We start from the raw sequence: 22,903 nt of genomic DNA, 5'->3' as shown, positions 1-22,903 counted from the left end.
CCGCTTTTCAACCCCGAATCAGGAGAACGACCATGACCATCCGTGAAGCTTCCGCAGAATGGCAAGGCACGCTGAAGGAAGGCGGCGGCCGTCTGCGGCTTGGCAGCGGCGTCTTCGAAGGCGCCTATTCCTTTCCGTCGCGGTTCGAGAATGGTCCGGGCACCAATCCCGAAGAGCTGATCGGGGCAGCACATGCCGGCTGCTTCTCGATGGCGCTGACCTTCATCCTCGGCCAGGAAGGCCACGTCGCCCGCACCATCCGCACCGTCGCCAAGGTGCATCTCGGCGCGACCGCCGCCGGGCCGACGATCACCCGCATCGAGCTCGAAACGGAGGCGGAGGTCACGGATCTCGCCGAAGACGAGTTCGAACGCCTGGCGCAGTCGGCCAAGGCGACTTGCCTCGTCTCGCGCGCCTTGGCCGGCGTGCCTCAGATCACCCTAAAGGCCGTGCTGGTCAAAGCCGTCAAAGATCAATGAAACCGGGAGAATATGATGAAACAGGAGCTTATCATGGACGCAGCCGGGAATGATTTGTCCCGGCAGACGGCCGAGATCATGCATCGCTTCAACGATGTGTTCCAGCTGCACGATCCGTCCGCGCTTGCCGAGTTGGTGGCGCAGGATTGCGTTATCGAAAACACCGTGCCGGCACCGGACGGCGCCCGCCATGCCGGCAAAGAGGCATGCATTGACCTATGGTCGGCGATCGCCACCCAGCCTGGCACGCGCTTCGACCTTGAGGAGACATTCGTCGCCGGCGAACGGGCGACGATCCGCTGGCGCTACTTCATGGCCGACGGCAACTCCATCCGCGGCGTCAACCTGATGCGTGTCGCGGACGGGCTGATCGTCGAGGCGATGGGTTACGTCAAGGGATAGAAGCGTTGTCACGGAGGTGGCGCAAAAGCGCGCAGGCAGTGAAACGGTGCTCACCAAACTGAGCGAACTGATGTTTGTCGACGTGTTGCGCCGTTACTTGGAATCGCTGCCGCCACAAACCACGGGATGGCTGGCTGGCTGCGCGATCCGCACCTGGCGAGGGCACTGGCGCTGATCCACGACCGGCCGGCGCATAACTGGACGGTGGAGGCGCTGGCGGAGGACTCCGCGCTGTCGCGCAGCGTGCTCGCCGAACGCTTCACCATGCTGGTCGGCATGCCGCCAATGCATTATCTCGCCAAATGGCGCATGCAGATCGCCTCGGAGCTGCTCAGCGCCGGCTACGAATCCGAGGCAGCGTTCAGCCGCGCCTTCAAGAAGATGATCGGCCTTCCGCCCTCGGCCTGCGTCTAGGCATCCGGACCGGATCCGGAACGACGAAGAGTAGGCCGAGGCCTGGCAGCTCCTGTTCTATCGATCAGCCAGCGCCAGCTTGGCGCCGAGCATGACAAAGGCGCCGGCGAAGGTGCGGCGCATCCAGGTCAGCACCATCGGCCGCGACACGACATGGCTCCGGATCGAGGCGGCAAAGATGCCGTAAGCGACGAAGACGACGAAGGTCAGCAGCATGAAGACGCTCGAGAGCTCCAGCATCTTGGCAAATGCGTTCGGTTCGGTCGTGCTGACGAATTGCGGCAGGAAGGCAAAGAAGAAGATCGACAGCTTCGGGTTAAGGATGTTGATCAGGATGCCGGAGGTGATGACCTTGGCTGCCGAGCGGGGTGCCGCGTTTTCATCGACGCTCAGGCCGCCCTTCTCCTTCAGCGTGTTCCAGGCCATGTAGAGGAGATAGGCGACGCCGAGATATTTCAGCGTCTCGAAGGCGACAGCACTGGTGTGCAGCAGCGCCGCCAGGCCGGTAATGGCGGCGGCCATATGCGGGATGATGCCAAGCGTGCAGCCGAATGCAGCAGTGATCGAGGCGCGCGCCCCGCGCGAAAGGCCGGCGCTCAGCGTGTAGAGAACGCCGGTGCCGGGCGAAGCCACGACGATCAGCGACGTCAACAGGAATTCGATGCTCATGGTTCCTCCAACGCCCTGCCCGTGGTCGAAGCTATCGGGGGATGTGGGATGAGGCAAGGTGGGCGTCGGCTAGATCGTTGGCATCCCGTGCGCCTTGCGCGCCATCAGGCAATCGTCGCCGCCAGGCATGCAGGCGTGGCAGACGTCCGGGCGGATCTCGTAGATGCCGCAGGCCGTGTGCTTGCCGATCTCGCCCGTAAGCGCCGAACAGCGCACGCCCTCGCAGCGCATGCCGGACAGGTCGGCGGACACGAACTTTTCCGGAATCCGGTCAAGTTGCGCATCGTCCTCGGTCGAGAAGCGCGGCCATTCGGCCGAGTAGGAGCAGCAGGCGCCGCAGCTCTGGCAATCGAAAACCGGCTGGTCGTCCTGTTTTGACGACCGGATATCCCTGGCGGCCAACGCGACCAGCCCAGGCGCTGCGAGATTGCGATCGGCTTGGTGCGGCAAGGCGCTATTTCTTCTTGCCTGCCTTGCCCTTGGGCGTGGCGGCTGGCGCCTCGAACAGATCGGTCGCCGACGGTTCGGCGGCCTTCGGCGCGGCAGCGGGATTGGCCTGCTTTGCAGTGGCAGCAGCCGGCGCTGCCGGCTGGTCCTTGGTGGAAAACTTTATGGCCATGTCAGTCCTCGTCGGAAAAGCGGGATGATGGTGCGCGCGGATTGCGCAAGCGGCCGATCAGCGCCGAGACCGCTGTGATGTTCATTTCCTCGGGCGACCAGTTCCTCGCCTCGGCAATGTGGTGCGCCGCCAATTCGCGATGCGTGCTGCCGCTATAGGCGGCATCCTGGTAGGTCACGCGCTCCTGGGTCTTTTTGTCCTCGCGGACATATTCGACCAGATAGTTCGGGGCTTCGGCACGGCCGCGCACGCCGACGCGCACCTGGGCATCGCCATGCGCGCGCTTGCAGCGCTCGAGCTTTTCCAGCACACGGCGGACATATTCGACCGGCTTGTCCAGGCCCGGGACCATGGACGCTATGGTCGCATCGGCATCGATCGGCGTCGGCGGTACGCGCTTGGTGGCCATCAGCGTTTGCCTGCCCGCTTCGGCAGCGCCGCAAGGGCTGCGGCCGCTGCCATGTCGTCGGCTTCCTTTTCCTTGCGCAGTTCGCGCAAGCGCGCGGTCTTGGCTTCGCGCGCCTCGCTGACGGCATCACGCTCGGACAGGATGCGGTTGAGTGACATCGACTGGGTTTGCGTCTTGCTGAACAGCGAGCCGGCCTGTTCGGCGGTCTTGGATTGAGTGGTCAAAACTTTCTCCTGTCGGGAGCCTGGTGCCGATAGAGCGAGACCGGGCTTCGGTCACGACCAATGCGATACGGCATCGGGGCAATATGGGCGGTTCAGATTGCTGGATCGTCCCTTAGCACGTTCCGGCCGGCGTGCGGCGCACTTTTAGCGGCATGACGCATAAAATGAAAAAGGCCAGGCACCGCCTGACCTTCCATGAAAGCGCCGCGCATCCAGTTGGATGCGCAAGGCGCTCCTTTCAGCCTTTCATCGGTGCCAGTACATCCGTGGTCACCGGAAGGCCGAATTCCTTATCAGGCCGCCTTCAACTGGTCGGCGGACATCTTGCCCGACTTGTTGTCGCGGGTCATCTCGTAGCCGAGCTTCTGGCCCTCGACGATGTCACGCATGCCGGCGCGCTCTACGGCCGAGATGTGGACAAAAACGTCGGCGGAGCCGTCGTCAGGCTGAATAAAACCAAAACCTTTGGTGGCGTTGAACCATTTCACTGTGCCGGTGGCCATGAAGAACCCTTTCCCTGGCAAATATTCGTTCACCATCGTGCGACTGCACAACAGCGTTTTGTCTCGATTTTTGATGGGGAAGTTCGTCAAAGGCGCGCATCATGCGCGGATAACAAAAGTCGGTCAAACAAATATCGACATGTTTCTTATAGACTTCTTTTAGCGCCGAGTCAATTTCTGGTTTGGCCGGAGCCAAAATTCAACCTGAGGATGCCTGAGGCATAAGCCTCAACTGACGAGGTGGCGGAGCTCAAGGCGTTCCAAAATATTCAACGCCCCGGAACCAATCGCAAGCCGGCGCATTTCCGTGGTGTCAGCAATTCAGAGAACAATCTCGGTAATGCTGGCAAAAGAACGCCTCCCGCACATTAAACGGTGCGAGAGGCGTTCTTGTATGTGCCCTTGTCTGACGCAATTCCCAAGGGAAAACCGTTTCACACTTTTCCTTAAACTCACGCCGGCGGCCTACAGGATCGCGCTGATCAGCGGCAGGATCTCGTAGCGGAAACCGCGGCCGGAGCTCGACACCGGATCGCCGTCGGTGACCGCTCTTGCCTCGGCTTCGCTGCTGACACGCAGGATCAGCAGACCCCAAGGGCCGGCCGGGTCGGCGACCGGCCCGGCCAGGATCATGGTGCCCTCGGCAAGCTTGCCGCGCAGATAGTCGGCATGCCGGCCCATCAACTCCCTCTCCTCCTCCGTCAGGGTGAAGGCGAAGTCCGGCCGAGGCGGGATCAGCCGGCAGTGGAAGATTGTTGGCGCGGTAGTCTCACGCGGTCCATCATTGCTGGCCATCGGTCACTCACCGTATGTCATTAGTGGTCCTATTCGTCCGGGCCGGGTTCCGGCCAAGTCTCCTTCGCTGCTTCCGCATACCAGTGCCGCATCGCCGGCGTTGCCAACACGGCGTCGACGTAGGCGCGCGTGTCGGGCGCGAGCTTGCCGCCATAGGTGTCGAAGCGGGTGACGACAGGTGCATACATGGCATCGGCCGCGGTGAAATGACCGAACAGGAAGGGGCCGCCCTTGCCGTATTGTTCCCGGCACTGGCGCCAGATCGTTTCGATGCGCGCGCGCTGCATTTCGCCTTCGGCGTCGAGCGGCTTGTGGCCCTTCGGCCGGCGCAAATTCATCGGCCAGCCATAGCGCACCTCGCGAAAGCCGGAATGCATCTCGGTCGCCACCGAGCGGGCCAGCGCTCGGGCGCCGATATCCTGAGGCCAAAGCTTTTTCTCCGGAAACAGGTCGGCGAGATATTCAAGGATGGCAAGGGTTTCCCAGACAATCCTGCCATTGTGATTCAACACTGGCACAAGGCCGGTGGGCGAGACTTTCGCCAGAGCGGCAAAGGTTTCGGGCGTGCGCAGGCGCACGAAACCTTCCTCGAACGGGATATCCAGATGCTTCATCGCCACCCATGGCCTCAGCGACCAGGACGAAAAGCACTTGTTGGCGATGATGAGCGTAAATTCAGCCAAGGCGGTCTCCCCAAAATTTCGTCACACTAGTCACACGATACGACGCGGCAAAGCGTTTCGGCGACCTATAAGCGACCAGATGCGACGATGATCGGCCGCCCAGGGAACCTAAGCCAAGCCGGCCCGTTTGCCTCCTGCGAAGGAATCCCCAGAAATCCTAGGAGATGTAAAGATGGTGAACAAGGATCAGGTTGCCGGCGTGGCCAAGCAGGCCAAGGGCTCGGTCAAGGAGGCCGGCGGCAAGGCGACCGGCAACAGGCAGACCCAGGCCGAAGGCACTGCAGACAAGACCGCCGGCAAGGTGCAGAAGGTCTATGGCGACGTGAAGGACAAGATCAAAAAGGCGCTCTGACCCGATCTCGCAGGCAATGAGGAAGGCGGCTCAAGGCCGCCTTTTTCTTGTCAGAGGCTGACGCTCTTGCTGAAGGCGCTGGTGAACTTGACCTCGCCGTGGTCGCCGGCCGCCTCGCCCAGCACTACGTCCATGCTGTCCCCGGTTACCCTCACCAGCGCGAAGCCGCCCATATAGGCGGCCTTCGGCTTGAACAGGTCGAGGCCATCGCTTTTGTAGATCATCGGCACTTCGTGCTGATGGCCATGGAAGATGGCGATGACATTGTAGCCCTTCAGCGCCGCCAGCAGCGCCTGGCGGTCGGCCTCGCTCCACCAATGCGGCGCGCCTGCGCCGTCATCGTCATAGGTGCGCTTGGCCGGGTCCCAGCGCTCGACCGAGAAAGTGTCCCAGCCATAGTGCTGGAACAGGATGACGGGACGGCCATCCGCCGCGTAGGTCGCCAGATCCTGCTTCAGCCACGGCAGGCTGCTCACCGCGCCGTGGCCGGTGTCGCCGGCAAACCGGTGGGTCTGGACGAGATGCAGGCCGCCCCAGTCCCAGGAATAGCAGTCGGTGTCGACATCGTATTCGGTGGCCGGCACCGGGGGCTTGAAGAACACGCCGGGGCGGTGGTTGACCTCGACATAGTCGCGCAATTCGCGCCGGTACCAGTCGACGTGCGGCGGCGAGCCGTTCTGGTCGAGATCGTGATTGCCGAGGCCGACATAGACCGGCATGTGCACGCGATCGGGACCGACGCCCTGTTGATAGCGCTGGCTGAACTGCAACAGTTGCGTGCCTTCGCTGGGCTCGGTGATCTGGCCGCCGCCATCGTCGGTGATGTCGCCGCCGACAACGAGGCCGAGCGGCGCATCGATGCGGCTGCCGGCCGAACGCAGGCGGGTTGCAACGCCATCGATCTCGACTGGCCATTGCCGGCCGGCCAAGCCATTGAGGACAGCGACATTGCGCAACAGCGCGGCATCGGTCTTGCCTTCCTCCAGGCAGTTGGGGCTGAGGCCGCTCGACATGCGGCAGGCATGGACATCGGCGATGAACAGAAAGGTGGCGTCGATGGGCTGGATGCGCTTGCCGGTCTGGCCAAGCGCGGCGCGCGGCAGCATGCCAGCCATGGCAAGGCCGGCTGCCTGTGCGAGGAAATTGCGACGGGAGAGGACGAGCTTGCGATTCATGACCTGAAATTCAGCACAGCCGGCGCCCCACCGTCCAGTTGCCAGGAATGGCAGGTCGACACGGCACTGAGGCTCTGGCATTTCTTGGGTCATGCTGGCGCGCAGCAAATACAAGCAGAGGGGAGGATTTCATGAGAGCCGTTTCGATAGGCGTGGTGCTGGCTGGGTTGCTGCCGGCGGCTGCGGTGCATGCCGCCGATTGTGTCGACGCAAAATCGGCCAAGGCCGGCTTCGTTCTGGAAATGCCTGGCGTCCGCAGCGAGTTTCGGCCGGTGGCCGGCGGCATGGTGTCCGTCGCCAACAACTACGAATCGCAATCGCCGCAGACACAGTTCCTGTTTGCCGGCCTGGTCGAAGTGTTTCGCGACAGCGATACCGGACGGGTGGCGACGATTCCGTTTTCCGATCTGCGAAAACTGTTTCCGCTGAAGACGGGAGCCAAGAGCACGATCGAATTCGTCGAGTTGTCACCGAACAAGCAGCCGAAGAGCACCAAGACACTGAGCCTGGTCGTCAAGGGCAAGGAGACGTTTAACGTCGGCGGCTGCAAATACAACGTGCTGGCGGTCACGGAGACCTTCAAGAACGGCGCCGGCGAGACGCTGGACACATTTACCGCGCTTTATGCGCCCGATCTGCAAGCGTCTCTCGCCCGGCGCTACGACGAAGGGACCAGCGCGGAATCGGTGAACGGTTACGACACGATCAAGCCGCTTTCCAACTAGAACAGCGCAGTTCCGGCCTCAAGGTTCTCCCGGCCGCAGCAGGATCCTGCGACGCCGCTTCGCTCTGCTCGGATTGGCGGCTTTGAGCTGCCCTGAAGTTCGGCCAGGCAATCGCGCAGCACGCTGGCATCCTGTGCCGCCTTGGCCATCGACATGGCGCCGGAATAGGCGGCGATGGCGAGTGCCGCAAAGCGCTCGGGGTCGGTGCCCTGCTCCCTCCCCGACTGCTGGTCGGCTCGCACCTTGTCGGCAACCGCCTGACGCCATCCGGCAAAGATATCGTCCAGAGCGGCGCGGAAATCCGGGTCAGCGAGCGACAGTTCATGCGCCAGATTGTTAAGCGGACAGCCGCGCACGAAGCCTTGCTGCTCAAGCTCGGTCGCCACCGCCTCGAACACCGCGCGCACGCCTTCGCGCGCCGAGCCTGCCGCCCGTACAGGGTTAATCCAGGTTTCATCGAGGGCCGCTGCCACGCGCTCCTCGATCACCGCCAGAGCGAGCGCCTTCTTGGTCGGGAAATGATGATGCAGCGCGCCGCCGCTGACGCCTGCGGTCGTCATCAACTCGCCAAGAGCGGATGCATGATAGCCACGCGCCTGGAACGACGCTTCGGCGACATCGAGCACCTTGTTGCGCAGCCCTTCGGGATCGTTGGTGCGTTTTCGCGGCGGCCCTTTCGGAGCCCGAGCAATCTCTGCTGACATTTGCCAACGATAGCAGATTGACAAAACAGGACAACCGGTCTGTTTTATAAACCGGATGATCATCCTGTTTTTTGGAGACGACACAATGACCGTACCCCTGAGTGCGCCTGCGACGGCAAGCCTGCTCGCTTCGCCTGTGGTCGAGTTGCGGCAGTACACGCTGAAGCCGGGCCGGCGCGAGACGCTGATCGACATCTTCGACAGTCGGTTCATCGAAGGCCAGGAACACGCCGGCATGACCATCATCGGACAGTTCCGCGACCTCGACCGCCCCGACATATTCGTCTGGCTGCGCGGCTTCGATGGCATGGAAGCGCGGAAGCAGGCGCTCACCGCCTTCTATGACGGGCCGGTGTGGACGGCGCACCGCGACGCCGCCAATGCGACGATGATCGATTCCGACGATGTGCTGCTCTTGAAGCCGGCATGGCCAGGCGCCGGCTTCGATCTGTCAGGCGCGCAGCGAGGCGCCATGCCGGCGGATGGCAAGCCAAGCGCAGACAATGGCTTGACCGGTGTTGTTGTCATCCAGATTCATCATCTGCGGTCTGGCGCCGAAGCCGATTTCGCCGGCAATTTCGAAACGGATGCCGTTCCGGTCCTTATCGGCGCCGGCGGACGGTTGCTTGGCGCCTTCATCACCGAGCACGCCGAAAACAGCTTTCCCCGCCTGCCGGTGCGCTTGAGCGAAAACGTCTTTATCGCGGTGACGGGTTTCAACAGTCCCGAGGCGCATGCCAGTTACGAAGCCGCAGTTGCCGCTTCGCCCCAATGGCAAGCGGCCGATGTGACCTGGCGGACCGAAACCTTGCGCCTGACGCCGACGTCGCAGTCGCTGCTGCGGTAACCGGATCGGCACGCGACCAACCGAAGTTCATACTGAGCGATAGGCCGGCGGCTTGACCGTCCTCGCCGATCGGCATTGCTTTCGTGACCCAACAGCGAGAGCATTCGATGCGACTTGGCCTTCAATGAGACTTTCTGGAAAACGGGCACTGGTGACCGGCGGCTCGGACGGCATCGGCCTGGCGATATCGGAAGCCTTCTTGCGCGAGGGCGCCGACGTGCTGATCGTCGGCCGCGACACCAGCAAGCTCGAGACCGCCCGCGAGACACTTGCGGCGGAGGGCAACGTCGGCACCCAGTCGGCCGATCTCTCGACCTCTTCCGGCATCGATGCCGTGGTCGATCGCGCGAAAGCAACCGGCCCACTCGACATCCTCGTCAACAATGCCGGCGTCGCTTATCTGGTGCCTTTCGAGACCGTCACCGAGCACCAATTCCAGCAATCCTTCGCGCTCAATGTGACGGCGGCGTTCTTCCTTACCCAGCGCCTGCTGCCGCATTTCGGCGCCGGCGCTTCGGTCATCAACATCTCGTCCTACTTCGCCAACAAGATGATCCCGAAGCGGCCATCGAGCCTGTATTCCTTGTCCAAGGGCGCGCTGAATTCGCTGACCAAGTCGCTGGCCTTCGAGCTTGGTCCGCGCGGCATCAGGGTCAATGCGATTGCGCCCGGCACGGTCGAGACCGCCATGCGGCGCAAGTCGATCGAAAACCTGCCGGCGGCAGCGCAGGCCGAGCTGAAAGCCTATGTCGAGCGCAGCTACCCGCTCGGCCGCATCGGCCAGACCAGCGATCTTGCCGGCATCGCCGTCTATCTCGCCAGCGATGAGGCGGCGTGGACCAGCGGCGGCATTTTCGCGATTGATGGCGGGTATACGGCGGGGTGACCGTTTGGACGGCCCTCTGCCTCGAACAAGCGGAGCACTTGACCAAACTTCCGATACCGCGTCTGTCTGCAGATTGAGCAATGCTTCAGACATTCGTGGTGCCATGCCGTCTATCGATCCACTGATCCTCTTCTACACAACGTTCTTCAGCAAACCCGTCGATATCGCGTCGATACAGTGCGAAATTCCCGGGCGGTGGACACTGGACAAACGACGGATTTCCGAGGCCGCGGCAGTCGTCTTCCATATTCCGAACTTTCGTGAAGTTGGCGATGCCTACAAATACCCTGGTCAATATTGGGTCGCCTGGTCGATGGAATGCGGCCAAAACTACAAGCGACTTGCCGACCCCAAAATCATGCGGCACTTCGATATCATCATGACGCATGAATCCCGGTCTGATGTCTGGGTACCCTACCTTCCGCGTGCGGTGTGGTGGAAAGATGCGCTGGCCAGACCAATCGTGCCGAAAACGGAAGAAGCGCCGGTCGCACTCTTCCAGTCGGCAGGCCTGAATTATAGCGGCCGAGTCGATTTGGCGAACGAACTGGCGCGCCACATCAAGATCGATTCTTATGGCCGATATCGCAACAACCGATCGGTCTCTGGCCCCGATCTGGGCTCGAAGACCAAGATCGAAACCATTGCGCGGCACAAATTCTGCCTGGCCATGGAGAACTCGATCGAGGCCGACTATGTCACCGAGAAAATCTATGACGCGTTCATGGCGGGCACGGTGCCGATCTACCTTGGCGCTCCCAATGTGGACGAGTTCGTTCCGGAGCACTCCTTTATTGACGCCAGTGCCTTCGCCAGCGCCAGCGATCTTGCAGCCTATCTCCAGCACCTGATCGCAACGCCGCAAGACTACGAGGCTTATTTCGACTGGCGCTCAAAGCCATTGCCCGACAATCTCGTCAAACGGGTGCAATCATTGGAAACACCCGCGTTCTGCAGACTGATGAGCGTCGTGCGCCAGCGTCTGGAGGCGCGGACAAGCACGCCTTCCGGACGGCGAACACTTCCGTTCGGCTATAGATCCTATCTCAGGACAAAGCTGCGCCGTTGGAGGAAAAAGGTTCCGAGCTGACGGTCCGCGATCAGGCGCGCTTTCAGCAAAATACGGAGGACAAAGAGCGTCTCTTGCGACGTCGAGACGGCTTTGACCTTGCCGCCATGCATCTTGGAAATCTCCGAGGCTATGTGGAGGCGCTCCCAGGGTGGACTTGAAATTCTCGGCTTCGCGATCCGAAGCTCGATCCGGATGCGATGCCGGATTTTGGTCGGGAAACTGAACAGAAGGACAAGTGCATAAGCTACCTCATCGCTGCTGTTGCCAGTGAGACGCCGGCACGGATGGTAGTTTGTGTGGCAGCGTCGCTCGTAGGTAGACGTGAATTGCGCATTGCTGATCCTGGGGGAAGTTTGCGTAGAGCAATCCGCCAGCTCGACATGATCTTATCGAGCTAAATCCGCAAGTTTCCGTCCACTTTATGGGATCAAGCCGCACTGAGGAGCAATTTCCTTCACACGAAAGTGGAGGGTGCAGGATCCCGAAGGGCGGCGCTACTGCTTCAACCGATTTACTGCCTGCCGGCCGCAATCTCTGCTTGAAGGCCATTGTGCAACGCGATACGCCGTTGCCGAATTCGATCGTCGGAGAGACAAGTGACCGCTGCCAGGACCAGAACCGAAACCGACACGTTCGGCCCCATCGAGGTTGCCGCCGACCGTTACTGGGGCGCGCAGGCGCAGCGTTCCCTCGGCAATTTCAGGATAGGCTGGGAAAAACAGCCGGCCTCGATCGTGCGTGCGCTCGGCATCGTCAAGCGAGCGGCGGCGGAAGCCAATATGGAGTTGAAGCGGCTCGATCCGGCAGTCGGCAAGGCGATCATCGAGGCGGCGCAAGAGGTGATCGACGGCAAGCTGAACGATCATTTCCCGCTGGTCGTCTGGCAGACCGGCTCGGGCACGCAGTCCAACATGAACGCCAACGAGGTGATCTCCAACCGGGCGATCGAACTTCTGGGCGGCGTCATGGGCTCGAAGAAGCCGGTGCACCCTAACGACCACGTCAATATGAGCCAGTCGTCGAACGACACCTACCCGACAGCCATGCACATCGCGTGCGCCGAGCGCATCGTGCACGATCTGCTGCCGGCGCTGAAGCATCTCCACGCTGCGCTCGAGGTCAAGACGAAGGCCTTCGCCCACATCATCAAGATCGGCCGCACCCATACGCAGGACGCGACACCCCTCACGCTGGGCCAGGAATTTTCCGGCTACGCCGCGCAGGTGGCCTCTTCGATCAAGCGCATCGAGATGACGCTGCCCGGCCTGCAGGAACTGGCGCAGGGCGGCACCGCCGTCGGCACCGGCCTCAACGCGCCGGTCGGCTTTGCGGAAAAGGTGGCGGCGCGCATCGCCGAAATCACCGGCATCACCTTCGTCACCGCGCCGAACAAGTTCGAGGCGCTCGCCGCGCATGATTCCATGGTGTTCTCGCATGGCGCCATCAACGCGGCGGCCGCCGCCCTCTTCAAGATCGCCAACGACATCCGCTTCCTCGGCTCCGGCCCGCGCTCGGGCCTCGGCGAACTGTCGCTGCCGGAAAACGAGCCGGGTTCCTCGATCATGCCGGGCAAGGTCAACCCGACCCAATGCGAGGCTCTGACGCAGGTCTGCGTGCAGGTGTTCGGCAACAACGCCTCGCTGACCTTCGCCGGCAGCCAGGGCCATTTCGAGCTCAACGTCTATAACCCGCTGATGGCCTACAACTTCCTGCAGTCGGTGCAGCTGTTGGCCGACGCTTCGATCTCCTTCACCGACAATTGCGTCGTCGGCATCGAGGCGCGCGAAGACAACATCAAGGCCGCGCTCGACCGCTCGCTGATGCTGGTGACAGCGCTGGCGCCGACGATCGGGTACGACAATGCCGCCAAGATCGCCAAGACCGCGCACAAGAAGGGCACCACCTTGCGCGAGGAAGCACTGGCCACCGGGCTGGTCAGCGAGGCAGACTACGACCGGCTGGTGCGGCCGGAGGACATGACGCATCCGGGTTAAGCGATTCCAGGGGAAGTGCCTTCCTCGAAGCGCGCAGCCCTTCCTCTTTGGAATTGCGTCAACTAGAAATCCGAATTGTGTGGCGGGACAATTTGCTCCCGCCGCTGCTGGCCGCGACAAGAATTTTGCGTCGGTCGAACGATCCCGAAATGTACATCCTGTGAACAATGTGTCGCCGGACTGGCGGCTTTGGTGAACAGTCGGCTTGGTCTATCTGACCGGGACATCAACCCTTTTCGGAGAGCCACCATGTCCATCAACACTTCCGCTGCCGGCGCCGGCATCGCGTCCAACAGCTCCACCACCATCCTGCTCGGCCGCATCCTGCTCGCCGCCATCTTCCTGCTTTCCGGCTTCGGCAAGCTCACCGCCATTTCCGGCACCGCCGGCTATTTCGGCGCCATGGGCCTGCCGGTGCCGACCATAACGGCCATTGTCGTCGGCCTGATCGAATTGCTCGGCGGCCTTGCCGTGCTCGTTGGCTTTCAGACCCGCATCGCCGCCTGGGTGCTCGCGGTCTTCACCATCGCCTCGGCCTTTGTCGCCCATACCGGCTGGGCCGACCAGAACCAGATGATCCATTTCCTGAAGAACGTCGCCATCACCGGCGGTTTCCTGCTGCTGGCTTCCTCGGGCCCTGGCGCCTACTCGATCGACGCCAAGCGCGGCTGAGCTTTCCCTCCCAAGCCTGAAAAAAGCGGCGTGGAATTTTCCACGCCGCTTTTTCGTTGTCTGCCCAAGCGCGCGCCCGTCCCATCCCTGCTAGGATCGGTCTCGAAACAGCCGGCGGACAGACAACGGAGATGACCATGCCCCGCGATGCATTGCTTCTGATTTCCCGGCTGCTGCTCGCCGCCCTGCTCGTTCCCTCCGGCTACCACGCGCTCGCCGACATTGCCGGGACGACCGGCTATTTCGCCGGCCTCGGCATGCCATTGCCGACGCTTGCTGCCTGGGGCACCGGGCTGTTCGAGTTGATTGCCGGTCTCTTGATACTGGTCGGCTTTCAGACGCCGGTCGTTGCGATACTTCTTGCCGCTTTCTGCATCGTTGCAGGCTCCATCGGCCACTACGGCCAGGGCGGCGATGACCCGATGCTCACCTTCCTGCACCAGCAGATGCTGATGAAGGATATTGCCATCGCCGGTGGATTCCTGGCGCTAGCCATGGCCGGCGCCGGGGCCTGGTCGATCGACGGGCGCCGCGCCGCGGTCTGATATCGTCAAATATCGTCCCAGGTTGATCCCTCGCCGAGGCAGGTCGACCCCCACTCCGTCTCGGCTCCGCCGAGCCACCTCTCCCCCGATCGACGGAGTAGAGGAAGGGCTCGAGCCTATTGCCGCCAACGCTTTCCAACGAGGCTCCCTTCCTTTCCCTCCGGAGGGGGAAGGTGGCGGTGCGAAGCAGCGACGGATTGAGGAAGCCGGTCCTCGAACGCGAGGCCGACGACGACATGGTTTTGCTGTCAGGCCGCGCCTACTTCACCGACACGCTCTGCCCACCCTCGACCGCCAGCACCAGCCGGCGGTTGGTGATCCGCGCCAGTTGCGCCAGCCGTCCGGCCGGGCGTTCGCCGTAAAGATCGGAAAGTGAGGCCGGCAGCACCAGCGCCAACGTGCCATTGCCGCGGTTTTCCCATTTCAGCCGCGGCATGACGCCGGGCATGGCCGCCGTCAGCAGATAGACGACGCGCAGCACCGCCGCCAGGATGCGGGCGCGCTCGAGATAGCGCGGCGTCGCCAGGCCGCGGATTTCCGGCGCCGCATCGTTGAACACGCCTTCGTGGCGGAACAGGCCGACCAGCGCCAGGAACGCACGGCCGGGGTGATCGACGCCAATGAAGGAGGCGTGGGCAATGATGTTGAGCGACTGCTTGCCGCGATATTCCGGGTGTGCGCGCCAGCCTATATCGGCCAGCAGACAGGCAGCGTGGCGATAGCGCGCCTCATCCTCCGTCTCGTCGATGCCGAAGGCGGCAAAGGTCTTGTCCGTCCATTCGACAAGCTCATGCGCATGGGTGACCGAGCGCGACCGCAGCCGCGCCAGTTCCTCCGAAGCGGAGACCAGCGGATCGGCCTTCTGCTCGGCAGGGTCGAGCAGCGAATAGAGAAACCCTTCGCGCACGCCCAATGCCGAGACGATGATCTTCGACGGCTGCATCGCCGCCATGATCTCCTGCAGCACGACCGCGCCATAGGGCAGCAGCGAACGGCGGTTCTTCGACACGCCTTCGATGCCCTTGACCTTCTCGATCTCGCCTTTCGCCACCTGCTTCAGGAAATTGGCGGCGCTGTCGACACCGATCTCATAGTGGTGCATGACGCCAAGCGGGTAGTTGGTCATTTCCATGTGCAGCCGGGCAAGGTTTCGCCAGGTGCCGCCAACGGCGTAGAAGGGCCGTCCCTGCCCGCCCTTCAACAATTTGGCGCGCGCCAGTTCGTCGCGGGTGATCTTTGTCGCCTGGGCGAGCGAATTCCTGGCCATGTCCTGCAGCCGCAGGCCACCCAGCGGCAGCGTGATGCCGTCGCCGATCGCCTCGCCATTGATGTCGATAAGCTCCAGGCTGCCGCCGCCAAGATCGCCGGCAATGCCATTGGCGGGGTGGAAGCCCGAAATGACGCCAAGCGCCGAATAATGCGCCTCCTGCCGGCCAGTGAGCACGCGGATCTCGGTCTTGAGCACATCCTGGGCGCGGTGGATGAAATCGGGGCCGTTGATCGCTTCGCGGGCCGCGGCCGTTGCCAGCACAAACATGTGCTCCGCACCCGCCTGGTCGGAGAGCGCGCGGAAACGGCGGAACTCCTCCATCGAGCGCGTCACCGCCTCGGGGTCGAGCTTGCCGGTCGAAACGATGCCGCGGCCGAGGCCGGCCAGCATCTTTTCGTTGAACAGCAAGGTCGGCGAGCGCGCCAACCCTTCATAGACGACAAGGCGGATCGAGTTCGAGCCGATGTCGATGATGGACAGCGGCCGGCGATCCTGCAGCCGGCCTTGGGACGTTGAAATCATGAGCCGCTGTTCTTCTTGCGACGCTTGAACTGCGCGATGCGCTTGGGCGCATGCGACTTCAGCGCGTCACCCCGTCCCGACAGGCTCGGATTGGTCATGAAATATTCCTGCGCGTTGAACGGTTCCTCACCCTCATCCAGCACGACGCGCCGGGAGGTTCCGTCAGCCAATACGTCGAAACTTTGCTGGTTGTCCATGATGTTGCCCAGCATGATCTGGCCAAGGATCTGTTCATGCACCGTCGGATTGGTGATCGGCACCATGGTCTCGACGCGGCGGTCGAGATTGCGTGGCATCAAGTCGGCCGAGGCGATGTAGACGATCGCCTCGTCCGACGGCAGGCCATGGCCGTTGCCGAAGCAGTAGATGCGGCTGTGTTCGAGGAAGCGGCCGACGATCGACTTGACCCTGATGTTTTCCGACAGGCCGGGCACCTGCGGCCGCAGGCAGCAGATGCCGCGCACGACGAGATCGATCTCGACGCCGGCATGGCTGGCGTCATAGAGCGCGTCGATGATGTTGGGATCGACGAGCGCGTTCATCTTCATCCAGATGCGCGCCGTACGGCCAGCCAGCGCGTAGGCGACCTCGTCGGCAATGTGCTTGAGGATACGGCTGCGCAGCGTAAACGGCGAGATGGCGATCCGCATCTCATCGGTCGGCTCGGCATAGCCGGTGATGAAGTTGAACAGCTGGGCGACATCGCGCGCGATCGTCGGATCGGTGGTGAAGAAGGACAGGTCGGTGTAGATGCGCGCGGTCACCGGATGGTAGTTGCCGGTGCCGAGATGCACATAGTTGCGCAGCTTGCCGTCCTCGCGCCGCACTACTAGCGACATTTTCGCATGGGTTTTGAGTTCGAGGAAGCCGAACACGACCTGAACGCCGGCGCGTTCGAGGTCGCGCGCCCAGCGGATGTTGGCTTCCTCGTCGAAGCGCGCCTTGAGCTCGACCAGGGCGGTTACCGACTTGCCGGCCTCGGCCGCGTCGACCAAGGCGCGCACGATCGGGCTGTCGTTGGAGGTGCGGTAGAGCGTCTGCTTGATCGCCACCACCTCGGGGTCGGCCATCGCCTGGCGCAGGAATTGGACCACCACGTCGAAGGATTCATAGGGGTGGTGGACGACGATGTCCTTCTCGCGGATGGCCGCGAAACAGTCGCCGCCATGCTCGCGGATGCGCTCGGGAAAGCGTGGATTGTAGGGGGTGAACTTCAGGTCGTCGCGTGGCACGGCGACGATCTCGGAAATCTGGCTGAGCGCCAGCGGGCCGGTCAGAACGCTGATGCGGCTCGAAGAGACGCCAAGCTCGCCGGCGACGAACTCGCGCAATTCGCCGGGCATCGACTTGTCGAATTCGATGCGGATGACCGAACCGCGGCGGCGCCGCTTCAGCGCCGTCTCGAACAGGCGCACGAGATCTTCCGACTCTTCCTCGACCTCGATATCGCTGTCCCGGATGATGCGGAAGGTGCCGGAACCCTTGACCTCATAGCCGGGGAACAGCTTGCCGATATAGAGGCCGACAGCCTCCTCCAACGGAATGAAGCGAACGTGCTGCTTGCGGTCGGGCAGACGGATGAAGCGCTTCAGCGCCACCGGCAGGCGCAGAAGCGCGCTCATCTCCTCGCCATTCTTGCGATGGCGCAATTGCAGCGCCATCGAGAAGCCGAGATTGGGAATGAACGGAAACGGATGCGCCGGGTCGATCGACAGTGGAGTCAGCACCGGGAAAACCTGGTCCTGGAAATGGTCTTCCAGCCAGACTTTTTCATCCTTGGTCAGTGCATCGCGGGTGATGCTCTCAATGCCTTCCTTGTTGAGCAGCAACATCAGCGCCGAAAGGCTATTCTGCTGGTCCTCCTGCAGCCGCTCGACCTCGCGCAGCAATTGTTCCAGCTGCTGCTCCGGAGTCCGGCCGTCGGGGCTCTTGAGCGCAATGCCTTCGCGCACCTGGCCCGCAAGGCCGGCGACGCGGACCATGAAGAATTCATCGAGATTGGCGGCCGAAATCGACAGGAAACGGACGCGTTCGAGCAGCGGATGGTGCTCGTTCTGCGATTCCTCGAGCACACGCCGGTTGAACTGCAGCCAGGAGAACTCACGGTTGACGAACCTATCGGGGTTGCCGCCCTCGGGGCTCGCCACCTCGACATTGATGAATTCGCTCTGCACCGGCTTCAGTTCGTTCATGGTTCCTGCTCTTCCCCGCCAACCGTCCCTTGGAGCGCCGCTGGACGTGCCATGCCTCTAACACGCTTTTGTGACGCATGACCCTTCGGCGAAAACCATTCCGATTTCAGGGACATGCACTTAACCGGCTCACCGTATCCTCTGACAGGCTTTTGCGACAGTTTCATTTCATCGATCTTGCAAACAGGCCTGTTATGTTCCAGATGCTTTTCGACGAGATCAAGGAGACGACGATGGCAGGCGGTTCCATTCCCCACTTCCAGAACGATGCGGGCCATCCGGCAATCGACATCGGCGTCAAGGAATTTATGTGCACCGGCGCCAACCCGCCCTTCGACCACCCACATGTGTTTCTCGACATGGGCGACGACGATGAAAAGGTCTGCCCCTATTGCTCGACGCTCTACCGCTATTCGGCGAAGCTGAGGGCGACTGAAACGCTGCCGGGTGGTTGCCTTTATATCGACCAGGCCGCCTGATCCTTCCGCGACAAGCCCGATGGAGGACATCAGGTCCCGGCAGGTCATAATCGCCGGGGCCGGCATCGCCGGGCTGACCGCTGCCCTTGCCTTCGCCGGACGGGGTTATCCGGTAAAGCTTATCGAACAGGCACAGCACCTAGAAGCGGCCGGCGCCGGCATCCAGCTTTCGCCCAACGCAACACGCATTCTTGGAAAACTCGGCGTGCTCGACCGGCTGCTGCCCGCAGCGTTGCGGCCGGAAGCGGTCGTGCTCAAGGACGCCGGGACGCTGCGCGGACTGGCGCGGGTACCGCTTGGGCAAGCCGCCGAAGCGCGCTGGCAGGCGCCTTATCTCGTCGCTCACCGCGCCGATCTGCAGGCAGCGCTGCTGGCGCAAATGGCCGAACGGCCGGAGATTGAGCTCATCACCGGCGCCCGCGTGACCGGCATCGTCAAAGACGCGCAATATGTCGCCGTGACCGCCGAAGTGGACGGCCGCGAGATCGAGGCACGCGGCAAACTGCTGGTCGGCGCCGACGGCGTCTGGTCGGCAGTCAGGGCGCAACTCGCAGGCGAGGACTTCGTCAAAAGCCGTTTTTCGGGCGAACTCGCCTGGCGGGCTACAATCGCGGCCGACGGTGCGGCCGGAGAGGCCTTTGCCGCGATCGGCGCCGCCGACTGCGTCACCACGTTCCTGCATCCAGGCTTCCACATGGTCGCATATCCCGTCAGCAAAGGCCGGGCCTTCAATCTCGCCGCCTTCACCAAGGGTGAGCGCATGGCCGAAGGTTGGTCGGGCCATGCCGATCCCGCGATCCTCACGGCTGCCCTGCGCGGCACCGCGCCGGGCCTGACGAAGCTTGTGGCACTGGCTGGCCCATGGACGGCCTTTCCGATCCACACCGTCGAACAACAGCGGTGGACGAGCCCGCGGGGCATCGCGCTGATCGGCGACGCCGCGCATGCGATGACGCCGTTTGCCGCACAGGGCGCGGCAATGGCGATCGAAGATGCCATCACGCTTGCCGACGCTATCGCCGATTTCCCTGGCGATCTGCCCAGAAGTTTTCAAATCTGGGAAAATCTTCGGCGGCCGCGTGTCGCCAAGGCCGCGCGTCGTGGGGCCGTAAACCGCCTCGCCTGGCATGCTGCCGGCCCGGTGGCGATCGCCCGCAATCTGTTCCTGGTCATGCGCTCGCCCGACAAGCTCGCCGCCGACCTCGACTGGCTCTATGGATGGCGAGCGGTCACTCGGCAGTCTAGATCGTCGACGTAGCGATCCTTCCCACTCCCCCCTGTCCTGCCGGACATCTCCCACGCAAGGGGGGAGATTGGATGTCGCCGTCGCCTTCGCCAAAATCGCCGGCGTTGCAGCAGGAGCGCGGGCAAAACGGCTGATCTCCCTCTTGCGGGGGAGATGGCCGGCAGGCCAGAGGGGAGTGCTGTCCCCGCGGTGCGATGAAGGACTGCTAGTTATAAAACCGCATCGACAAGCCCAGCGAGGCCGGCAGCGGGTTCCACCAGCCGGTGCGCAGGCCGGCGGTGCGCAGGCCGGCGGCTGTCCAGGTGTTACAGCCGACAAGCGCGTTGAAATGGCCGTTCGCCTCGAAGAAGCGGTCGAAGCTGGAATAGGCGGCGTTCTCGATGACGATCGGACCATTCGGCCCTTGCTGGAAACTCGCGTCGATATAGTCGAGCAGCGCTGCAAAACGTTCCTCATCGATGTCGAAACCGGTGACAGCAGGGTGCGGCTCGGCGATGGCCCCGGCGATATCGACATGCATGACCGAGGCGTCCAGTGTCAGCGCCTTGAGGACGGGCACTGTCTTCAGCTGCGACCAGCTCGGCGTCTCCAGATAGAAGGCCCGGCCGCCCCAGCCAAAGACGATGTAGCGCACTTCCGGGGCGTCGACAGGGATGCCGGCAGCGACCAGGAAATGGAAGCGCCGGCGCACCTCGTCATCGACGGGAATGGCGATGTCGGTGTGGATCGGATTCTCCAGCACCAGAATATGGCGCGTGCCCTCACCCGCCGCTGACGCCGGCCACAGCGGACGCGGCACCAGCGTGCCGAGCGTGGCAGCGAGCGCGACCACGATAATCAGCATGGCCACGAAACGCAGGGCTTTTCTCATGCGGCGGCGGCTTTGTGTTTCAATGGAGAAGATCAACCCCGACCCCAGATAGCAAAAGAGCCCGGCCGCATTACGGCAGGGCTCTTTTGCTTCGCATGAAAATGCTCAGTGCAGGATCTGCGACAGAAACAGCTTCGTGCGCTCGTGGCGCGGATGGTCGAAGAACTCGGCCGGCGTGTTCTGTTCGACGATCTGGCCCTGATCCATGAAGATCACCCGGTTGGCGACTTTGCGGGCAAAGCCCATTTCGTGAGTGACGCACAGCATGGTCATGCCTTCCTCGGCCAGGCCCACCATCGTCTCCAGCACTTCCTTGATCATTTCGGGATCGAGCGCCGAGGTCGGCTCATCGAACAGCATGATGCGCGGGTTCATGCACAGCGAACGCGCTATCGCCACGCGCTGCTGCTGGCCGCCCGACAGCTGGCCCGGATATTTGTTGGCCTGTTCGGGGATCTTGACGCGCTTGAGGAAGTGCATGGCGATTTCCTCGGCCTGCTTCTTCGGCGTCTTGCGCACCCAGATCGGCGCCAGCGTGCAGTTCTCCAGGATGGTCAGATGCGGGAACAGGTTGAAGTGCTGGAACACCATGCCGACCTCGCGGCGCACCTCGTCGATCTTCTTGAGATCGTTGGTGAGTTCCTTGCCGTCGACGATGATCTTGCCCTTCTGGTGCTCTTCCAGCCGGTTGATGCAGCGGATCATGGTCGATTTGCCCGAGCCCGAAGGACCGCAGATGACGATGCGCTCGCCGCGCATCACTTTGAGGTTGATGTCCTTCAGCACATGGAACTCGCCATACCATTTGTGCATGCCGATGATGTCGATTGCGACATCGGTGGTCGAGATGTGCATCTTCTTGGCATCGACCTTGATCTCTTCGGCGCTGACGGCGTTTTCTATGACCATGGCAGGTTCCCCTTTTTGTTCTGTCTTTTAGCTATGATGCATGTCGTTGTCCCAAAACCGCTAAACACTTTTGGGCGACATGCATCAACGTTTGTGGCCGGTGTCGAGCCGGCGTTCCGTGTACATCGAATACCGCGACATGCCGAAGCAGAACAGCCAGAAGACGAAGGCTGCAAAGATGAGACCGGATCTCGCGGTCTGTGGGGTCGCCCAATTGGCGTCCGAGAAGTTCTGCTTGACGACGCCAAGCAGGTCAAACATCGAGATGATGATGACGAGGCTTGTGTCCTTGAACATACCGATGAAGGTATTGACGATGCCGGGGATGACCAGCTTCAGTGCCTGCGGCAGCACGATCAGCACCATCTTCTGCCAGTAGCCCAGGCCAAGCGAATCCGCACCCTCATACTGGCCCTTGGGGATCGCCTGCAGGCCGCCGCGCACCACTTCGGCCATATAGGCGGCGGCAAACAGCGAGACGCCGATCAGCGCCCTGAGATATTTGTCGAACGAAACCCCGGCGGGCAGAAACAGCGGCAGCATGACGCTGGCAAAGAACAGAACGGTGATCAGCGGGATGCCGCGAACGAACTCGATGAAGACCACGCACAGTGTCTTGACGATCGGCATCTTGGAGCGCCGGCCGAGCGCCAGCACGATGCCCATCGGCAGCGACACGGCAATGCCGACAAAGGACAGGCTCAGCGTCACCAGCAGCCCGCCCCATAGCTGGGTCTCCACATGCGGCAGGCCGAAGATGCCGCCGACCAGGAGCACGAACGCGATGATCGGCAGTGCCAGGAATAGAAGAATGGCGTTCAACCCCTTCCGCGGCACACGTGGCATCAGCAACGGCACCAGCAGCGCCACGAACAGGACGGCGACCAGGATCGGCCGCCAGCGCTCTTCCAGGGGATAGCGGCCAAGCATCAACTGGCCGAACTTCGCGTTGACGAAGGCCCAGCAGGCGCCTGACCAGCCGTCCGGCTGGATGCCGCCTTGCGCCACCGTGGCGCATACAGTCCGGTCCGGCCCCGTCCACTGGGCGTTGATGAAGGCCCAGTTGACGACGGGCGGCACGATCATCACCACCAGCGCAATAGCCACTACAGTCAGGATGACGTCGCCCACCGAACCGATCAGGTTCTTGCGAACCCAGGCCAAAGGCCCCCGCACGCCGGCCGGGGCTTGTTGAGCGAGTGCCATTTCGGTCCGCACCCAGGAGGTATCATGTTCCTGCATGGT

The 22,903-nt window shown here is 62.4% G+C and carries 29 protein-coding genes; 14 read left to right on the top strand and 15 right to left on the bottom strand.

What is annotated here, in order from left to right; all coding sequences use genetic code 11:
• Window positions 1–32 precede the first annotated feature (32 nt).
• The 4 genes from NKI31_RS16875 to NKI31_RS16860 are packed head-to-tail and all read left to right on the top strand — an operon-like array spanning window position 33 to window position 1,295.
• Window positions 33–479 carry an OsmC family peroxiredoxin gene (locus NKI31_RS16875; protein ID WP_023689922.1) on the top strand — a complete coding sequence of 149 codons (447 nt, stop codon included), beginning with the start codon at window positions 33–35 and terminating at the stop codon, window positions 477–479.
• A 15-nt stretch (window positions 480–494) separates the two neighbouring features.
• Complete coding sequence (locus NKI31_RS16870; RefSeq protein ID WP_023752084.1) at window positions 495–881, top strand: nuclear transport factor 2 family protein; 387 nt, start codon at window positions 495–497, stop codon at window positions 879–881.
• A gap of 16 nt (window positions 882–897) precedes the next feature.
• Window positions 898–1,056, top strand: a complete 159-nt coding sequence (locus NKI31_RS16865; RefSeq protein ID WP_352652130.1) for a hypothetical protein — start codon at window positions 898–900, stop codon at window positions 1,054–1,056.
• Window positions 1,008–1,295, top strand: a complete 288-nt coding sequence (locus NKI31_RS16860) for a helix-turn-helix transcriptional regulator (protein WP_352652129.1) — start codon at window positions 1,008–1,010, stop codon at window positions 1,293–1,295. The genes NKI31_RS16865 and NKI31_RS16860 overlap by 49 nt, the downstream gene beginning before the upstream one ends.
• A gap of 57 nt (window positions 1,296–1,352) precedes the next feature.
• Here the strand turns inward: NKI31_RS16860 and NKI31_RS16855 are convergent, their stop codons facing one another.
• The 8 genes from NKI31_RS16855 to NKI31_RS16820 all read right to left on the bottom strand — a co-directional run bounded on the left by NKI31_RS16855 (window position 1,353) and on the right by NKI31_RS16820 (window position 5,197).
• Window positions 1,353–1,964, bottom strand: a complete 612-nt coding sequence (locus NKI31_RS16855; protein WP_023689918.1) for a LysE family translocator — start codon at window positions 1,962–1,964, stop codon at window positions 1,353–1,355.
• Window positions 1,965–2,033: 69 nt separating this feature from the next.
• The gene (locus tag NKI31_RS16850) at window positions 2,034–2,414 is read right to left on the bottom strand and encodes a YkgJ family cysteine cluster protein (protein WP_023715196.1); all 381 of its coding nucleotides are present in this window, start codon (window positions 2,412–2,414) and stop codon (window positions 2,034–2,036) included.
• 4 nt (window positions 2,415–2,418) lie between these two features.
• A complete protein-coding gene (locus tag NKI31_RS16845; protein ID WP_352460573.1) occupies window positions 2,419–2,583 on the bottom strand; it encodes a hypothetical protein in 165 nt (54 codons plus the stop codon).
• Window position 2,584: 1 nt separating this feature from the next.
• Window positions 2,585–2,992 (bottom strand): hypothetical protein, encoded by a 408-nt coding sequence (locus tag NKI31_RS16840; RefSeq protein WP_023671504.1) that lies wholly within the window; start codon window positions 2,990–2,992, stop codon window positions 2,585–2,587.
• Entirely contained in the window at window positions 2,992–3,216 is a 225-nt protein-coding gene (locus NKI31_RS16835) for a hypothetical protein (protein ID WP_023712741.1), read from the bottom strand. Before NKI31_RS16835 ends, NKI31_RS16840 begins: the two co-directional genes overlap by 1 nt.
• 293 nt (window positions 3,217–3,509) lie before the next feature.
• The gene (locus tag NKI31_RS16830) at window positions 3,510–3,719 is read right to left on the bottom strand and encodes a cold-shock protein (protein WP_023671502.1); all 210 of its coding nucleotides are present in this window, start codon (window positions 3,717–3,719) and stop codon (window positions 3,510–3,512) included.
• A 465-nt stretch (window positions 3,720–4,184) separates the two neighbouring features.
• Window positions 4,185–4,514 carry a YciI family protein gene (locus NKI31_RS16825; RefSeq protein ID WP_352460572.1) on the bottom strand — a complete coding sequence of 110 codons (330 nt, stop codon included), beginning with the start codon at window positions 4,512–4,514 and terminating at the stop codon, window positions 4,185–4,187.
• Between the two features lie 29 nt (window positions 4,515–4,543).
• On the bottom strand, window positions 4,544–5,197 hold the full coding sequence (locus NKI31_RS16820; RefSeq protein ID WP_023689914.1) for a glutathione S-transferase family protein: 654 nt from the start codon (window positions 5,195–5,197) through the stop codon (window positions 4,544–4,546).
• 172 nt (window positions 5,198–5,369) lie between these two features.
• On the opposite strand from NKI31_RS16820, the gene NKI31_RS16815 reads away from it, so the two are divergent.
• A complete protein-coding gene (locus NKI31_RS16815; protein WP_352460571.1) occupies window positions 5,370–5,549 on the top strand; it encodes a CsbD family protein in 180 nt (59 codons plus the stop codon).
• Window positions 5,550–5,599: 50 nt separating this feature from the next.
• On the opposite strand, the gene NKI31_RS16810 is transcribed toward NKI31_RS16815, so the two are convergent.
• Entirely contained in the window at window positions 5,600–6,724 is a 1,125-nt protein-coding gene (locus NKI31_RS16810) for a metallophosphoesterase (RefSeq protein WP_352562287.1), read from the bottom strand.
• A gap of 131 nt (window positions 6,725–6,855) precedes the next feature.
• Here NKI31_RS16810 and NKI31_RS16805 point away from each other — a divergent pair, with 131 nt between their 5' ends.
• A complete protein-coding gene (locus NKI31_RS16805; protein WP_023739202.1) occupies window positions 6,856–7,449 on the top strand; it encodes a hypothetical protein in 594 nt (197 codons plus the stop codon).
• On the opposite strand, the gene NKI31_RS16800 is transcribed toward NKI31_RS16805, so the two are convergent.
• On the bottom strand, window positions 7,446–8,153 hold the full coding sequence (locus NKI31_RS16800; protein ID WP_352652128.1) for a TetR/AcrR family transcriptional regulator: 708 nt from the start codon (window positions 8,151–8,153) through the stop codon (window positions 7,446–7,448). The genes NKI31_RS16805 and NKI31_RS16800 overlap by 4 nt on opposite strands.
• A gap of 85 nt (window positions 8,154–8,238) precedes the next feature.
• On the opposite strand from NKI31_RS16800, the gene NKI31_RS16795 reads away from it, so the two are divergent.
• From NKI31_RS16795 to NKI31_RS16770, 6 genes are all read left to right on the top strand, one after another.
• Window positions 8,239–9,000 (top strand): NIPSNAP family protein, encoded by a 762-nt coding sequence (locus NKI31_RS16795; protein ID WP_352652127.1) that lies wholly within the window; start codon window positions 8,239–8,241, stop codon window positions 8,998–9,000.
• A 124-nt stretch (window positions 9,001–9,124) separates the two neighbouring features.
• A complete protein-coding gene (locus tag NKI31_RS16790; RefSeq protein ID WP_023747763.1) occupies window positions 9,125–9,886 on the top strand; it encodes an SDR family NAD(P)-dependent oxidoreductase in 762 nt (253 codons plus the stop codon).
• A 103-nt stretch (window positions 9,887–9,989) separates the two neighbouring features.
• On the top strand, window positions 9,990–10,976 hold the full coding sequence (locus NKI31_RS16785) for a glycosyltransferase family 10 domain-containing protein (protein WP_352445855.1): 987 nt from the start codon (window positions 9,990–9,992) through the stop codon (window positions 10,974–10,976).
• 578 nt (window positions 10,977–11,554) lie between these two features.
• Window positions 11,555–12,952: a class II fumarate hydratase gene (gene fumC, locus NKI31_RS16780; RefSeq protein ID WP_023743009.1), complete on the top strand. Its 1,398-nt coding sequence runs from the start codon at window positions 11,555–11,557 to the stop codon at window positions 12,950–12,952.
• A 249-nt stretch (window positions 12,953–13,201) separates the two neighbouring features.
• Window positions 13,202–13,624, top strand: coding sequence for a DoxX family protein (locus NKI31_RS16775; RefSeq protein ID WP_023671490.1), 423 nt, complete (start codon window positions 13,202–13,204; stop codon window positions 13,622–13,624).
• A gap of 137 nt (window positions 13,625–13,761) precedes the next feature.
• Window positions 13,762–14,169, top strand: a complete 408-nt coding sequence (locus NKI31_RS16770; protein WP_023712732.1) for a DoxX family protein — start codon at window positions 13,762–13,764, stop codon at window positions 14,167–14,169.
• Window positions 14,170–14,428: 259 nt separating this feature from the next.
• On the opposite strand, the gene ppx is transcribed toward NKI31_RS16770, so the two are convergent.
• On the bottom strand, window positions 14,429–15,961 hold the full coding sequence (ppx, locus tag NKI31_RS16765; RefSeq protein WP_023820015.1) for an exopolyphosphatase: 1,533 nt from the start codon (window positions 15,959–15,961) through the stop codon (window positions 14,429–14,431).
• Window positions 15,958–18,153, bottom strand: coding sequence for an RNA degradosome polyphosphate kinase (locus NKI31_RS16760; protein ID WP_352652126.1), 2,196 nt, complete (start codon window positions 18,151–18,153; stop codon window positions 15,958–15,960). Before NKI31_RS16760 ends, ppx begins: the two co-directional genes overlap by 4 nt.
• Before the next feature lie 233 nt (window positions 18,154–18,386).
• Between NKI31_RS16760 and NKI31_RS16755 the strand changes: the two genes are divergently transcribed.
• Entirely contained in the window at window positions 18,387–18,632 is a 246-nt protein-coding gene (locus NKI31_RS16755) for a zinc-finger domain-containing protein (protein WP_031194066.1), read from the top strand.
• Window positions 18,633–18,651: 19 nt separating this feature from the next.
• On the top strand, window positions 18,652–19,890 hold the full coding sequence (locus NKI31_RS16750; protein ID WP_352652125.1) for an FAD-dependent monooxygenase: 1,239 nt from the start codon (window positions 18,652–18,654) through the stop codon (window positions 19,888–19,890).
• A gap of 193 nt (window positions 19,891–20,083) precedes the next feature.
• On the opposite strand, the gene NKI31_RS16745 is transcribed toward NKI31_RS16750, so the two are convergent.
• From NKI31_RS16745 to NKI31_RS16735, 3 genes are all read right to left on the bottom strand, one after another.
• Window positions 20,084–20,749: a TIGR02117 family protein gene (locus NKI31_RS16745; protein ID WP_352460565.1), complete on the bottom strand. Its 666-nt coding sequence runs from the start codon at window positions 20,747–20,749 to the stop codon at window positions 20,084–20,086.
• Window positions 20,750–20,854: 105 nt separating this feature from the next.
• On the bottom strand, window positions 20,855–21,658 hold the full coding sequence (locus NKI31_RS16740) for an amino acid ABC transporter ATP-binding protein (protein ID WP_023671483.1): 804 nt from the start codon (window positions 21,656–21,658) through the stop codon (window positions 20,855–20,857).
• Between the two features lie 84 nt (window positions 21,659–21,742).
• Window positions 21,743–22,900, bottom strand: coding sequence for an amino acid ABC transporter permease (locus NKI31_RS16735; RefSeq protein WP_023700666.1), 1,158 nt, complete (start codon window positions 22,898–22,900; stop codon window positions 21,743–21,745).
• Between the last annotated feature and the right edge of the window lie 3 nt (window positions 22,901–22,903).

This window comes from Mesorhizobium sp. M0659, assembly GCF_040320605.1.
Lineage (GTDB): Bacteria > Pseudomonadota > Alphaproteobacteria > Rhizobiales > Rhizobiaceae > Mesorhizobium.
Note: the sequence above shows the minus strand (reverse complement) of the source record. Positions and strands in the feature narration are given on the sequence as shown.

Bases quoted from the DNA above. Each gene is read 5' to 3' on its own strand.
- NKI31_RS16875 (WP_023689922.1), top strand. From the start codon at position 33: ATGACCATCCGTGAAGCTTCCGCAGAATGGCAAGGCACGCTGAAGGAA.
- NKI31_RS16870 (WP_023752084.1), top strand. From the start codon at position 495: ATGAAACAGGAGCTTATCATGGACGCAGCCGGGAATGATTTGTCCCGG.
- NKI31_RS16860 (WP_352652129.1), top strand. From the start codon at position 1,008: ATGGCTGGCTGGCTGCGCGATCCGCACCTGGCGAGGGCACTGGCGCTG.
- NKI31_RS16855 (WP_023689918.1), bottom strand. From the start codon at position 1,964: ATGAGCATCGAATTCCTGTTGACGTCGCTGATCGTCGTGGCTTCGCCC.
- NKI31_RS16845 (WP_352460573.1), bottom strand. From the start codon at position 2,583: ATGGCCATAAAGTTTTCCACCAAGGACCAGCCGGCAGCGCCGGCTGCT.
- NKI31_RS16840 (WP_023671504.1), bottom strand. From the start codon at position 2,992: ATGGCCACCAAGCGCGTACCGCCGACGCCGATCGATGCCGATGCGACC.
- NKI31_RS16830 (WP_023671502.1), bottom strand. From the start codon at position 3,719: ATGGCCACCGGCACAGTGAAATGGTTCAACGCCACCAAAGGTTTTGGT.
- NKI31_RS16825 (WP_352460572.1), bottom strand. From the start codon at position 4,514: ATGGCCAGCAATGATGGACCGCGTGAGACTACCGCGCCAACAATCTTC.
- NKI31_RS16815 (WP_352460571.1), top strand. From the start codon at position 5,370: ATGGTGAACAAGGATCAGGTTGCCGGCGTGGCCAAGCAGGCCAAGGGC.
- NKI31_RS16810 (WP_352562287.1), bottom strand. From the start codon at position 6,724: ATGAATCGCAAGCTCGTCCTCTCCCGTCGCAATTTCCTCGCACAGGCA.
- NKI31_RS16805 (WP_023739202.1), top strand. From the start codon at position 6,856: ATGAGAGCCGTTTCGATAGGCGTGGTGCTGGCTGGGTTGCTGCCGGCG.
- NKI31_RS16800 (WP_352652128.1), bottom strand. From the start codon at position 8,153: ATGTCAGCAGAGATTGCTCGGGCTCCGAAAGGGCCGCCGCGAAAACGC.
- NKI31_RS16795 (WP_352652127.1), top strand. From the start codon at position 8,239: ATGACCGTACCCCTGAGTGCGCCTGCGACGGCAAGCCTGCTCGCTTCG.
- NKI31_RS16790 (WP_023747763.1), top strand. From the start codon at position 9,125: ATGAGACTTTCTGGAAAACGGGCACTGGTGACCGGCGGCTCGGACGGC.
- NKI31_RS16785 (WP_352445855.1), top strand. From the start codon at position 9,990: ATGCCGTCTATCGATCCACTGATCCTCTTCTACACAACGTTCTTCAGC.
- NKI31_RS16775 (WP_023671490.1), top strand. From the start codon at position 13,202: ATGTCCATCAACACTTCCGCTGCCGGCGCCGGCATCGCGTCCAACAGC.
- NKI31_RS16770 (WP_023712732.1), top strand. From the start codon at position 13,762: ATGCCCCGCGATGCATTGCTTCTGATTTCCCGGCTGCTGCTCGCCGCC.
- ppx (WP_023820015.1), bottom strand. From the start codon at position 15,961: ATGATTTCAACGTCCCAAGGCCGGCTGCAGGATCGCCGGCCGCTGTCC.
- NKI31_RS16760 (WP_352652126.1), bottom strand. From the start codon at position 18,153: ATGAACGAACTGAAGCCGGTGCAGAGCGAATTCATCAATGTCGAGGTG.
- NKI31_RS16755 (WP_031194066.1), top strand. From the start codon at position 18,387: ATGGCAGGCGGTTCCATTCCCCACTTCCAGAACGATGCGGGCCATCCG.
- NKI31_RS16750 (WP_352652125.1), top strand. From the start codon at position 18,652: ATGGAGGACATCAGGTCCCGGCAGGTCATAATCGCCGGGGCCGGCATC.
- NKI31_RS16745 (WP_352460565.1), bottom strand. From the start codon at position 20,749: ATGAGAAAAGCCCTGCGTTTCGTGGCCATGCTGATTATCGTGGTCGCG.
- NKI31_RS16740 (WP_023671483.1), bottom strand. From the start codon at position 21,658: ATGGTCATAGAAAACGCCGTCAGCGCCGAAGAGATCAAGGTCGATGCC.
- NKI31_RS16735 (WP_023700666.1), bottom strand. From the start codon at position 22,900: ATGCAGGAACATGATACCTCCTGGGTGCGGACCGAAATGGCACTCGCT.